The 12761-nt window shown below is 66.3% G+C and carries 10 protein-coding genes; 9 read left to right on the top strand and 1 reads right to left on the bottom strand.

Annotated elements, in window-relative coordinates; translation table 11 throughout:
* Window positions 1-196: 196 nt before the first annotated feature.
* The 5 genes from ASF80_RS05425 to ASF80_RS05405 all read left to right on the top strand — a co-directional run bounded on the left by ASF80_RS05425 (window position 197) and on the right by ASF80_RS05405 (window position 6032).
* A complete protein-coding gene (locus ASF80_RS05425; RefSeq protein WP_056308656.1) occupies window positions 197-1831 on the top strand; it encodes a peptide ABC transporter substrate-binding protein in 1635 nt (544 codons plus the stop codon).
* A gap of 101 nt (window positions 1832-1932) precedes the next feature.
* Window positions 1933-2859 (top strand): ABC transporter permease, encoded by a 927-nt coding sequence (locus tag ASF80_RS05420; RefSeq protein ID WP_056308653.1) that lies wholly within the window; start codon window positions 1933-1935, stop codon window positions 2857-2859.
* Window positions 2852-3796 carry an ABC transporter permease gene (locus ASF80_RS05415; RefSeq protein ID WP_056308652.1) on the top strand — a complete coding sequence of 315 codons (945 nt, stop codon included), beginning with the start codon at window positions 2852-2854 and terminating at the stop codon, window positions 3794-3796. Before ASF80_RS05420 ends, ASF80_RS05415 begins: the two co-directional genes overlap by 8 nt.
* The gene (locus ASF80_RS05410; RefSeq protein WP_056308650.1) at window positions 3793-5466 is read left to right on the top strand and encodes a dipeptide ABC transporter ATP-binding protein; all 1674 of its coding nucleotides are present in this window, start codon (window positions 3793-3795) and stop codon (window positions 5464-5466) included. The genes ASF80_RS05415 and ASF80_RS05410 overlap by 4 nt, the downstream gene beginning before the upstream one ends.
* A gap of 2 nt (window positions 5467-5468) precedes the next feature.
* Window positions 5469-6032: a hypothetical protein gene (locus ASF80_RS05405; RefSeq protein WP_056308648.1), complete on the top strand. Its 564-nt coding sequence runs from the start codon at window positions 5469-5471 to the stop codon at window positions 6030-6032.
* 24 nt (window positions 6033-6056) lie between these two features.
* On the opposite strand, the gene ASF80_RS05400 is transcribed toward ASF80_RS05405, so the two are convergent.
* On the bottom strand, window positions 6057-6842 hold the full coding sequence (locus ASF80_RS05400) for a type II CAAX endopeptidase family protein (protein ID WP_321163960.1): 786 nt from the start codon (window positions 6840-6842) through the stop codon (window positions 6057-6059).
* 100 nt (window positions 6843-6942) lie between these two features.
* Here ASF80_RS05400 and typA point away from each other — a divergent pair, with 100 nt between their 5' ends.
* The 4 genes from typA (at window position 6943) to ASF80_RS05380 (ending at window position 12760) form a co-directional block, all read left to right on the top strand.
* Window positions 6943-8856 (top strand): translational GTPase TypA, encoded by a 1914-nt coding sequence (gene typA, locus ASF80_RS05395; protein ID WP_056308646.1) that lies wholly within the window; start codon window positions 6943-6945, stop codon window positions 8854-8856.
* A 163-nt stretch (window positions 8857-9019) separates the two neighbouring features.
* Entirely contained in the window at window positions 9020-9913 is an 894-nt protein-coding gene (locus ASF80_RS05390) for a hypothetical protein (protein WP_056308644.1), read from the top strand.
* A gap of 176 nt (window positions 9914-10089) precedes the next feature.
* Window positions 10090-11103: a glutaminase A gene (gene glsA, locus ASF80_RS05385; protein WP_056308641.1), complete on the top strand. Its 1014-nt coding sequence runs from the start codon at window positions 10090-10092 to the stop codon at window positions 11101-11103.
* Window positions 11104-11134: 31 nt separating this feature from the next.
* Complete coding sequence (locus tag ASF80_RS05380; protein WP_056308639.1) at window positions 11135-12760, top strand: MFS transporter; 1626 nt, start codon at window positions 11135-11137, stop codon at window positions 12758-12760.
* Window position 12761 lies beyond the last annotated feature (1 nt).

Below are 12761 nucleotides of genomic sequence, written 5' to 3'. Positions count from 1 at the left end.
GTCCTCCCGGATGCGACGCCGCTTCTCGTTTCCGTGCATTTCCGCATGTTTCCGCGAGATTACGGATGATCACCACTCAGTAACGGTTCATTAGCCGAGTGCGATGCCGCCTGAAACGCGGGTTACAGTCAACTATCCCTACGTGCTCGATTGTGAGCGCGCAGTCTGATGAATTCCCGTCCACAGGAGGACACAAGTGAAGCGCAACAAGATCGCCCTTGCGGGCACCGCGCTGTTCGCGATCGGCGCCCTGGCGCTCGCGGGCTGCGCGAGCGGTGGAGGCAACGAAGGCGACGGCGGCTCCGGCGCGAACGTCGACGCAGATGCCATCATCACCACGAACGGCTCCGAGCCGGAGAACCCGCTGATCCCGACCAACACCAACGAGGTGGGTGGCGGAAAGATCCTCGACGAGATCTTCGCCGGTCTGATCTACTACGACGCCGACGGCAAGCCGGTCAACGATGTGGCTGAGGAGATCACCACCGAGGACCCGCAGCACCTCACGGTCAAGATCAAGGAAGGCCTGACCTTCACCGACGGTGAAGAGGTCACCGCCGACAACTTCATCAAGGCGTGGAACGAGGGCGCCAAGCTCTCCAACGGCCATCTGTCCAGCTACTTCTTCGAGGACATCGAGGGATTCAGCTATGACGTGGACTCGGAGCTCACCGGCCTCGAGCAGGTCGATGACTACACCTTCACGATCGCGCTGAACAAGCCGGCCTCCGACTTCGCTCTGCGTCTCGGCTACTCGGCCTTCTACCCGCTCCCCGACGTCGCGTTCGAGGACATGGAAGCCTTCGGGCAGAACCCGGTCGGCAACGGCCCGTACATGATCGACGGCGACGACGCGTGGCAGCACGACGTGCAGATCGACCTCGTCCGCAACGACGACTACGACGGTGGCCGCAAGGCAGCCAACGGCGGTCTGACGATCAAGTTCTACGCCACGCAGGAAGCGGCGTACGCCGACCTGCTGTCGAACGAGGTCGACGTCATCGACGCGATTCCGACGAACTCGCTCCCGGTCTTCACCGACGAGCTCGGCGAGCGCGCCGTGAACCAGCCCTCGGCCGTGTTCCAGTCGTTCACCATCGGCCAGTTCCTCCCGCACTTCAGCGGCGAAGAGGGCCAGCTGCGTCGCCAGGCGCTGTCGATGGCGATCAACCGCGAGGAGATCACCGAGACGATCTTCTCGGGCACCCGCACCCCGGCATCGGACTTCACCTCTCCCGTCATCGACGGCTGGTCTGACTCGGTCCCCGGCAGCGAGGTCCTCGAGTACAACCCCGACGAGGCGAAGAAGCTGTGGGCCGAGGCCGACGCCATCGCCCCGTGGGACGGCGAGTTCAAGATCGCTTACAACTCCGACGGCGGGCACGACGCCTGGGTCGACGCAGTGAGCAACAGCATCAAGAACACGCTCGGCATCGAGGCATCGGGCGACCCGTACCCGACCTTCCAGGACCTTCGCACGAAGATCAACGACCGCAGCATCACCACGGCTGCGCGCTCGGGCTGGCAGGCCGACTACCCGGGTCTGTACAACTTCCTCGGACCGCTCTACGCAACGGGCGCTGGTTCCAACGACGGTGACTACACGAACCCCGAGTTCGACGACCTCATCTCGGCCGGTATCAGCAACCCCGACGCCGACGCTCAGATCGAGGACTTCACCAAGGCGCAGGAGGTCCTGTTCAAGGACCTGCCCGCGATCCCGCTGTGGTACTCGAACGTGACCGGTGGCTTCAGCGAGAACGTCGACAACGTCACGTTCGGCTGGAACTCGGTTCCGCTCTACTACGAGATCACGAAGGCCGGCGAGTAAGTCTGACGGCACTTCACCTGTGAGGCGGTGACGATTATTCGTCACCGCCTCACAGGCTTGTGTTCACGTAGCTTTCTTTCCCCTCAAGAAGGGACAGGCGGATGCTCGGTTACATTCTGAGACGTCTTCTGCAGGTGATCCCGGTCTTCTTCGGAGCCACCCTGCTCATTTACTTCCTCGTGTTCGCCATGCCCGGCGACCCGATCCTCGCCCTGTTCGGCGACAAGACCCCCAACCCGGCGGTCGTCGAGCAGCTGCGCGCGCAGTACCACCTGGACCAGCCGTTCATCGTGCAGTACTGGTACTACATCACCGGCGTGTTCCAGGGCGACCTGGGCACCACCTACTCCGGTCGGCCCGTGTCGGCCGTGCTCGCCGCCACCCTTCCGGTCACCGGCCGGCTCGCGGTGATGGCGATCGCCATCGAGTTCGTGCTCGCCATCGTCATCGGCACCATCTCGGCGCTGCGCAAGGGCAAGCTGTTCGACAACGTCTCTCTGATCGTGGCGCTCGTCGCGATCGCGATCCCGATCTTCGTGGTGGCGTTCCTCGCGCAGTACTTCCTCGCCATCCAGCTCGGGTGGTTCAAGCCGACGGTGGGCGCGGACAACGACTGGGGCGGGCTCTGGCTGCCGGCCATCGTGCTCGGTTTCAGCCTCTACGCCGTGAGTATGCGTCTGATGCGCAGCTCCGTCATCGAGACGCTGAACCAGGACTGGGTGCGCACGGCGTACAGCAAGGGGCTCTCGCGCAACCGCGTGCTCCCCGTGCACGTGCTGCGCAACTCGCTGATCCCCGTGATCACCAACTCGGCCACGAACTTCGGCGTGCTGCTCGTGGGTGCCACCGTCACCGAGGGAATCTTCAACGTCCCCGGCGTCGGAAACACGCTGTTCCAGGCGATCCAGCGCGGTGAGGGACCGACGGTCGTCTCGTTCGTGACCGTGTTCGTCATCCTGTACGTGTTGGTGAACCTTCTCATCGACCTGCTCTACGGTCTGCTCGACCCGAGGATTCGCTATGCCTGATCCCACATCTCAGAAGCACTACGTCGCTCCGATCGAGACGGAGTCGATCGCGGTCGACGCCGTCCGCATCTCGGACAAGCCCAGCAATCTGTGGCGGGACGCGTGGTTCGACCTGCGTCGTCGTCCGCTGTTCTGGTTCTCGATCGTGCTCGCGCTCTTCTTCCTCGTGATGGCGCTGTGGCCGACGCTGTTCACGGCCACGCCGCCGAACGACGACTGCCAGCTGTCGAACAGCAACGGAGGGCCTACAGACGGGCACCCGCTCGGGTTCACCTTCCAGGGCTGCGACATCTATGCGCGCATCGTCTGGGGATCGCAGACCTCGCTCGCCGTCGGCCTGATCGCGACGCTGATCTCGTCGGTCCTCGGTCTGATCATGGGAGCCCTCGCGGGTTTCTACGGCGGATGGCTGGACTCGGTGCTCTCACGCATCGGCGACATCTTCTTCGCGATCCCGTACATCCTCGCGGCCGTCGTCGTGATGACCGTCTTCCGCGATTCCCGATCGGTCTGGACACTCGCCTTCGCCATCGGTGCGTTCGCCTGGGCCTCGACAGCCCGAGTCGTGCGCGCCGAGGTGCTCAGAGTCCGTCAGGCCGATTTCGTCATGGCATCGCAGGCACTGGGCCAGTCGAAGTTCAAGATCCTCCTGAACCACGTCGTGCCGAATGCGATCGCACCGCTGCTCGTGGTGTCGACGCTCGGACTCGCGGCGGCGATCGTCGCCGAGGCGACGCTCTCGTTCCTCGGGGTCGGTCTCGGCAGCGACGTGATGTCGTGGGGTAACGACATCGCCAAGGCGCAGGCATCGCTGCGTGTCGCGCCGATGGCGCTCATCTATCCGTCGATCGCACTCACCCTCGCGGTGCTGGCGTTCGTCACCCTGGGCGAGCTCATCCGAGACGCCCTCGACCCGAAGGCGAGGGCACGCCGATGAGCGAGCGAATCACCGAACAGGTCCCGCTGCTGAGCATCCGCGACCTCAGTGTCGCGTTCCGCACGCAGGAGGGCCTGCGCGAAGTGCTCCACGGAGTCAGCTTCGACGTCATGCCCGGCGAGACGGTCGCGATCGTGGGCGAGTCGGGCTCGGGCAAGTCGACGACGGCCACGGCCATCGTCAACCTGCTGCCCGGTACCGGTCAGGTCACCGCAGGATCGATCACGCTGGAGGGGCGCGAGCTCACGACACTCAACCGTCGCGAGATCGAGGCCGTCCGCGGTCGGGACATCGGCTTCGTGCCGCAGGACCCGATGTCGAACCTCAACCCCGTCTGGAGCATCGGCTTCCAGGTGAAGGAGGCGATCCGTGCGAACGGCATCGCCCAGGGGCGCGACGCCGCGAAGGCACGCACGGTCGAGGTGCTGCAGCAGGCAGGGCTCGCGGACGCCGAGAAGCGTCTGCACCAGTTCCCGCATCAGTTCTCGGGGGGAATGCGCCAGCGTGCGCTGATCGGGATGGGCCTGGCAGCCGACCCGAAGCTGCTCATCGCCGACGAGCCGACCTCGGCTCTCGACGTGACGGTGCAGCGCGTGATCCTCGATCACATGGCCTCGCTCACTCGCGACAAGGGCACCTCGGTGCTTCTGATCACGCACGACCTCGGCCTCGCGGCCGAGCGCGCGGACAAGATCATCGTGATGAACGGCGGCAACATCGTCGAGGCGGGTCCCAGCCGCGAGATCCTCGAGAATCCGCAGCATCCGTACACGAAGCGTCTGGTCTCCGCAGCGCCCAGCGTGGCGTCGCAGCGCATCCAGGCGGTGGTGGAGGACAGAGGTATCGAGACGCTCGAAGACCTCGCCGCCATCCCGCCGACCGTGCGTGTCGCGGGGCTCACGAAGGACTACCGGATCCGCCAGGGGAACTTCCGCAGCGAAGCGTTCCGAGCGGTCGACAATGTGTCGTTCGAGATCCCTCGGGGCAAGACGCTCGCGCTCGTGGGCGAGTCGGGCTCCGGCAAGTCCACCGTCGCGAAGATGGTGCTCAAGCTCGAGGAGCCGACGAGCGGATCCATCGAGATCGACGGCCAGGATGTGTCGAAGCTCTCGAACGCTCAGGCGTTCGGGTTGCGCCGGCGCATGCAGCCGGTCTTCCAGGACCCGTACGGCTCGCTCGACCCGCTGCGCAACATCGGCAACACCATCGCCGAGCCGCTGCAGATCCACGGTGTCGGCGATCGTGCGTCGCAGCGTGAGCGGGTGGAGGAGCTCCTCGACCAGGTCTCGCTGCCTCGCGTGCTCGCATCCCGGTATCCGAATGAGCTGTCGGGCGGTCAGCGTCAGCGAGTCGCGATCGCTCGTGCTCTCGCGCTCAAGCCCGATATCATCGTGCTCGACGAGGCCGTCTCGGCGCTCGATGTGCTGGTGCAGGATCAGGTGCTGCAGCTGCTGGCCGAGCTCCAGTCGGAGCTCGGGCTCACGTATCTGTTCATCACGCACGACCTCGCGGTCGTCCGTGTCTCGAGCGATCTCGTGTGCGTCATGGAGAAGGGCAAGATCGTCGAGCAGGGCACTGTCGACGAGATCTTCGCCAACCCGCAGCAGGAGTACACGGACCGCCTGCTGAAGGCGATCCCGGGCGCATCGATCACCCTCGGCGGTCACTGAGAGTGAGCGTCGAACCTCGACCGGAGGCCGCACGGACATTCCGTGCGGCCTCCGGGCCTGTCTCCCTCGTCCTCTGCTCACTGCTCGCGATCTTCCTGCTGGGCGACGCCGTCGTGCGCGCCGGGTGGGGACAGATGCTGCTGCTCGCTCCGTGGGTGCTGCTGGGGCTCTGGGTGGTCTACGAGATCGCCTTCGTGTCGGTCGTGCGTGTCGACGCCCAGGGCGCCGTCGTGCAGAACATGCTCCGCCGCACGTCGTTCGGCTGGAGTCGGGTGCGCGACATCGACCTGCGCTGGCAGCTGGTGTTCTCCCTCGATGACGGCACGGATCTCTCGTGCTACGGCGGGCCGGCTCGTGCGCGCCCCGTCCGCCGCCCCACGAGCGGTGATGACGAGGCGAAAGCTCCGGCAGGTCTTCGCGACCTGACCGAGATCCGGGACCGCTGGCAGGACGCACCGGTGACCGCGGATGCTCCTCTCCGACGCACCTGGGATTCGCGCGCGCTCATCGCGCTCGCTGTGATCGTGCTCTGGGCCGTCGTGTCGGTCCTCATCGCCAACGCCTGAACGCCTGCGTGAGGCTCGGCACTCTCAGCCCGGAAGGCCGAACAGTGCGGGGAACGCGTCAGCGGCCCAGGGGTAGCCGACGAAAACCGTCGCGTCGATCAGGAAGTGCGCCACCAGGAACGGCATGAGCCGGCCACTGCACTGGAACAGCCAGCCGAACAGCAGGCCCATCGCGAAGTTGCCGATGAAGGCGCCGGGGCCCTGGTAGAGGTGGTAGCTCGCGCGCAGCAGCGACGTCGTCAGGATGATGGTCCACGGCCCCCACCCGAGCTGCTTCAGGCGGGCGAACAGATATCCCAGCACAACGAACTCCTCCTGCAGCGATGCACGGGCTGCCGCGAGAAGGAGGATCGGAACGGTCCACCAGTGGGCGCCTTGGCCCGAGGGGTCGACCGCGACGAAGATTCCCATGGCTCTTCCGGCCAGGTAGAGCCCGATCCCCGGGATGCCGATCGCCGCGACGAGCAGTGCGCCGCGTCCGATGTCGGCACCCACGCGGGTCCCGTCGAGGCCGAGCCTGCCGAGGTGCGGCCTCGACGACTGCCAGAGCAGGAAGCAGACCAGCAGCACCGGGACGATCGAGAATCCGATCGAGAGGACCTGATAGATCAGGTCGAAGATCTCCCGATCGCTGCGGGACGGATTGAGCGCGGCCGTCTGATCGGCGAGAGGGGTCTCGTCGGTGAGCCGGTAGGCCAGCTGCACGATCGCGTACACCGCGGACTGCCCGAGCCCGAGAGCCAGCACGATCGCGATCTCCCACCACAGACGACTGCGAGAGGGGGCGAGGGGGCGGTCGGCATCGGTCACGCACACGATCGTACTTCGCCGTTCAGGAACGAATCGTCTGGATACGGTATCCTGGAACGTCGGCTTCTCGACAAAAACCCACACTCTTTAGGACTTATGCATGGCGCACGCCCTCCGCTCTGACCTCCGCAACGTCGCAATCGTCGCGCACGTCGACCACGGCAAGACCACCCTCGTCGACGCCATGCTGCGTCAGACGGGCTCCTTCGGCGAACACGCCCACGTCGATGAGCGCGCGATGGACTCCAACGATCTGGAGCGTGAGAAGGGCATCACGATCCTCGCCAAGAACACGGCGATCACCTACAAGGGCAAGCACGCCCAGGGCAAGGAGATCACGATCAACGTGATCGACACGCCGGGCCACGCCGACTTCGGCGGTGAGGTCGAGCGCGGCCTGTCCATGGTCGACGGTGTCGTCCTGCTCGTCGACGCGAGCGAGGGCCCGCTTCCGCAGACCCGCTTCGTGCTGCGCAAGGCTCTCGAGTCCAAGCTCCCCGTCATCCTCCTGGTCAACAAGACCGACCGTCCCGACGCTCGCATCGCCGAGGTCGAGGAAGAAGCCCACGACCTGCTCCTGGGCCTCGCATCCGACCTCGTCGACGACGTGCCCGACCTCGACGTCGACGCACTGCTCGACGTGCCGGTCGTCTACGCCTCCGGTCGTGCCGGCGCGGCATCGCAGAACCGTCCCGCCGACGGTTCGCTGCCCGACAACGACGACCTCGAGCCGCTCTTCGAGGCGATCCTCGAGCACGTCCCGGCTCCGGCGTACGACGACGAGCACCCGCTGCAGGCCTGGGTCACCAACCTCGACTCCAGCCCCTTCCTCGGTCGCCTCGCGCTGCTGCGCGTCTTCAACGGCACGCTGAAGAAGGGTCAGACCGTCGCCTGGGTCCGTGCAGACGGCACGCACCAGAACGCGCGCATCACGGAGCTGCTCAAGACGCGTGCGCTCGAGCGCTACCCCGCTGAGTCCGCAGGCCCCGGCGACATCGTCGCCATCGCAGGCTTCGAGAACATCACGATCGGCGAGACCATCGCCGACCCCGAGGATGTCCGTCCGCTTCCCGCGATCACGGTCGACGACCCCGCCATCTCGATGACGATCGGTACGAACACCTCGCCGCTCATGGGCAAGGTCAAGGGCCACAAGCTCACCGCTCGTATGGTCAAGGACCGTCTCGACAAGGAGCTGATCGGTAACGTCTCGCTCAAGGTCGTCGACATCGGGCGTCCCGACGCCTGGGAGGTGCAGGGCCGCGGCGAGCTGGCTCTGGCGATCCTCGTCGAGAACATGCGTCGCGAGGGCTTCGAGCTCACCGTCGGCAAGCCGCAGGTGGTCACGAAGAAGGTCGACGGCAAGACGTACGAGCCGTTCGAGCACCTGACGATCGACACGCCGGAGGAGCACCTCGGTGCGATCACCCAGCTGCTCGCGGGCCGCAAGGGTCGTATGGAGAACATGACGAACCACGGCACCGGCTGGGTGCGCATGGAGTTCGTCGTCCCGTCGCGCGGCCTCATCGGCTTCCGCAGCGAGTTCCTCACCACGACGCGCGGTACCGGCATCGCCAACGCGATCTCCCACGGCTACGAGCCGTGGGCAGGATCGATCACGACCCGCCAGAACGGATCGATCGTCGCCGACCGTCAGGGTGTCGTCACCCCGTTCGCGATGATCGCCCTGCAGGAGCGCATGTCGTTCTTCGTGCAGCCGACGCAGGAGGTCTACGAGGGCATGGTCATCGGCGAGAACTCGCGCGCCGACGACATGGACGTGAACATCACGAAGGAGAAGAAGCTCACCAACATGCGTGCGGCGAGCTCCGACACCTTCGAGTCGATGACCCCTCCGCGCCAGCTCACCCTCGAGGAGAGCCTCGAGTTCGCGCGTGACGACGAATGCGTCGAGGTCACGCCCGAGGTCGTCCGCATCCGCAAGGTGAACCTCGACGCCAACACGCGTGCTCGCGACACCGCGCGCCTGAAGCGTCAGGACGCCGGCTCCTGAGAATCGTCTAAGAGAAGGGCCCTGTGCAGCCGTAAATGGCTGTACAGGGCCCTTTTTTCATGAAACGCACAGGCGGGCCGTTGCAGAATCGTTACCTTGCGCCTGGGGCGATCTCCCGATGAGTGTCCTGTGACGGGCGTACGACGACCCGAAAGTCGAACCCATGCTTCACACCTCCCGTGCGCTTCGGCGCGCCCACGCGGCGGCGTCCGCCCGTAACGCGGTCACCGCACGCCGCCCCAAGATGATCTTCGGCACGGTCGCGGGCGCTGTCCTCGGACTCGCGGTCACCGTCGGAATGGCGGCGGGCCCGGCCGCCGGAGCAGAGATGCCGGATGCTGTCGCCGAGGTGACCTCGTTCGTGACCGGCGGCGAGCCCCTGGCCAAGATCGCCGACGACTCGGCGATCACTATCGCTCTGGCAGAGGATGCCGTGACCGCGGCAGACGCCCTCAACGCCGAGGTCGCGGCCTCGGGGCTCGACCTCGGCGCCGACCCGTCGTCGGTCGCGACCGACGAGCTCGCGGCCGACATCGACCGTCTGAGCGGCGATCGTGACTCCATGTCCGCGCTCCTGCTCTCCTCCGTCGCCGTCGCGACCTCCACGGGCACCGACGACGTCATCGCCGGTACGGCCGCGCTTGAGGCATCGTTCACTGCCGCCCAGGAGAAGAAGGCGGCTGACGACGCGGCCCAGGCTGCTGCCGAGCAGGCGGCGGCGGAGGCTGCCGCACTCGCGCAGGCGAACACCCCCGAGGGCGCGAAGGCCACCGCTCGTCAGATGATGGCCGACAAGTACGGATGGGGCGAGGACCAGTTCTCCTGCCTCAACTCGCTGTGGACCAAGGAGTCGGGCTGGAACTACCAGGCGTACAACGCATCGGGGGGAGCCACCGGCATCCCGCAGGCGCTTCCCGGAAGCAAGATGGCCTCCGCCGGAAGCGACTGGCAGACCAACGCAGCCACCCAGATCGCCTGGGGTCTGGGCTACATCGACTCCGTGTACGGCGCGCCGTGCAGCGCTTGGGGTCACTCGCAGGCCTCCAACTGGTACTGAACCTCACGCCACGAGCAGCTGCACCCACCGAGACCCACCCCCGTGATATCCGCGGCGGGTGGGTCTCGGCGTTTGTGACGATCTGAAACGGTCACTGAAACCTCTAGGCAGCGCGGGCGCGCTGGCACTACCGTGAGCGGTGACGGCTGGGGGGTCGTGGATCCGGAGGAGGACCAATGGACGTCGAGGTGCTATCCGACATTCCCCAGCAGGTGTCGACGGGAACCCTTCCCGCGTGGGACAGCGTCGAGGATCACGTCCGCGAGGCGCACCGGCGCTACGCCGACGATCGCAGCGGATCGGTGGCCGACTACATCCCGGTGCTCGCCGAGGTCGACCCCGAGCTGTTCGGCCTCGCCGTCATCGAGGTGAACGGCGGCCTCCACGATGCGGGGGATGCCCTGCATCCGTTCTCGATCCAGTCGATCTCGAAGATGTTCGTCTACGCCCTCGCCATCCAGGAGCACGGTCACGAGCGCGTGCGCGAGATCGTCGGTGTCAACAACACAGGTCTCGCCTTCAACTCGCTGATGGCGCTGGAACTCAACAGCGGGCACCCCATGAACCCGATGGTCAACGCCGGCGCGATCGCGACGACGGGGCTCATGCCCGGGGCCACCGCGGTTGAGCAGTGGGAGCGCGTCAGGGAGGGACTGTCGGCATTCGCCGGTCGTCCGCTCAGTCTCGACGGCGTGGTGCACGCCTCCGAGGCGGAGACGAACGAGCGCAACCGCGCGATGGGCTGGCTTCTGCGCAGCTACGGGCGGCTCGACGGCGACCCCGACGAGGTCGTCGACGTCTACACCCGGCAGTGCGCGCTGAGCGTGACTGCGCATGATCTGGCGGTCATGGGGGCGACGCTCGCCGACGGCGGCGTGAACCCGGTCACGGGCGTGCGGGTCGTCTCCGCCGACGTCTGCCGCGACACCCTCGCCGTGACAGCCTCGACGGGACTCTACGAGGCATCGGGGGAGTGGCTGTTCGAGATCGGCCTTCCAGCCAAGTCGGGCGTTGCCGGTGGCATCGTCGCTGTCGCCCCGGGCAAGGGCGCCGTGGCAGGATTCTCGCCGCGTCTCGATCGGGCGGGAAACTCGGTGCGGTCGCAGCTCGCGATCGGTCATCTCTCCCGCGCGCTCGGATTGAACCTGTTCGCCTCCGCCCCCTCTGCGACCGCTCGGTCGACGGACTGACTCCTTCATCCACCGATCAGAGGACCCTCCCATGACACACATCGCGCCGACGTCCACCAAGAAGTCGTGGATGCCGCTGGTCAGCCTCTTCCTCGCTCAGGTGCTCATGTCGTTCAACGTGGCGGCTCTGCCGATCTCGCTGGGGGGCATGGTGAGCGAGTTCGGCGTGCCGCCCACCGTCGCCAGCACGACCATCGTGATGTACGGACTCGCCGTCGCCGCGCTGGTCATGACCGGCGCGAAGCTGGGGCAGCGCGTCGGGTGGGTGCTCATCTTCCGCGTCGTGATCGCGCTGTTCGCCGCGTCGTCTGTGCTGATGATCATGTCTCCGACCGTGGGATGGGCCATCGCGGGGCAGGCGGTCGCGGGAGCTGCAGCGGCGATCATCGTGCCCTCGATCGTGGCGCTGATCGCCGAGAACTATCGAGGTGCCCAGCAGGCCACCGCGATCGGTGCCATCGGCTCTGCTCGCGCGATCTCGGGTGTGACGGCGTTCCTGATCGGCGGCACACTGGGCACGCTCGTCGGGTGGCGTCCGATGTTCTTCATCGTCTTCGGCATCGCGGTCGTCGTCTTCGCCTTCAGCTTCACCCTTCGCGGTGACCGAGGCGACGCCTCCATCCGCATCGACCTCGTCGCCTCGCTGTTGATCGGTGCGGCGATCGTGCTGCTCACCCTCGGTTTCAACAACCTGAACGGGTGGGGCGCGGTGGCGGCAACGGAGGCTGCGCCGTTCAGCATCCTCGGTCTGTCGCCGGCGCCGGCGTTCATCGTGGTGGGAATCGTGCTCGGCCAGGCGTTCTTCGTGTGGACTCGCAAGCGGATGGCTGAGGGCAAGGTGCCGTTGATCGATCTCAGCGTGCTGGGGTCCTCGAAGGAGCGGGCAGCGGTGTACGCGATGTTCATCGTCGTGGCCCTCGAAGCATGCGTGAACTTCACGATCCCGCTGTACATCCAGATCGTGCAGGGACGCACGCCGTTCGACACCTCGCTCGCGATGATGCCGTTCAACCTCACCGTCTTCATCACCGCAACGCTCGTGGTGCGCTTCTACAAGAAGTACCCGCCCCGGGTGATCGGCGTCTTCGGGTTCATCCTGACGACGGTCGCGCTCGTCTGGCTCTCGTTCGTGGTGAACAACAACTGGGAGACCCTGCCCACGATCCTCGGTCTGATCGTCTTCGGCATCGGGCAGGGTGCGCTCGTGACCCTGGTCTTCAACGTCCTGGTCACGGCAGCCCCCGCTGAGCTCGCGGGCGACGTCGGCTCCCTCCGCGGAACGACCCAGAACCTCGCGTCGGCCGTCGGAACCGCCCTGGCGGGGGCGCTGCTCGTCTCTCTGCTCGGCCTGAGCATCGGTCGCGCGGTGGTGGAGCATCCTGAGCTGCCGCCCACGCTCGTGGCGCAGGTCGACATGGACAACCTGAACTTCGTCAGCAACGACGATCTCCGCGCGGCTCTCGAACAGACGGATGCGACCCCCGAGCAGATCGACGCCGCGGTGGCGGTCAACGAGGAGTCGCGCCTGGGTACCCTGCGCCTCGGGCTGCTGCTTCTCGCGGGGCTCAGCGCCGTGGCGATCCTCCCGGCGTCTCGCCTGCCGAAGTACAAGCCCGACGAGATCCCCGATCCGTCACCGGCGACGGCCACCGACTGAC

It is taken from the genome of Microbacterium sp. Leaf159 (genome assembly GCF_001423615.1).
Classification (GTDB): Bacteria; Actinomycetota; Actinomycetes; order Actinomycetales; family Microbacteriaceae; genus Microbacterium.
This window is presented reverse-complemented; position numbering and strand designations above follow the sequence as displayed.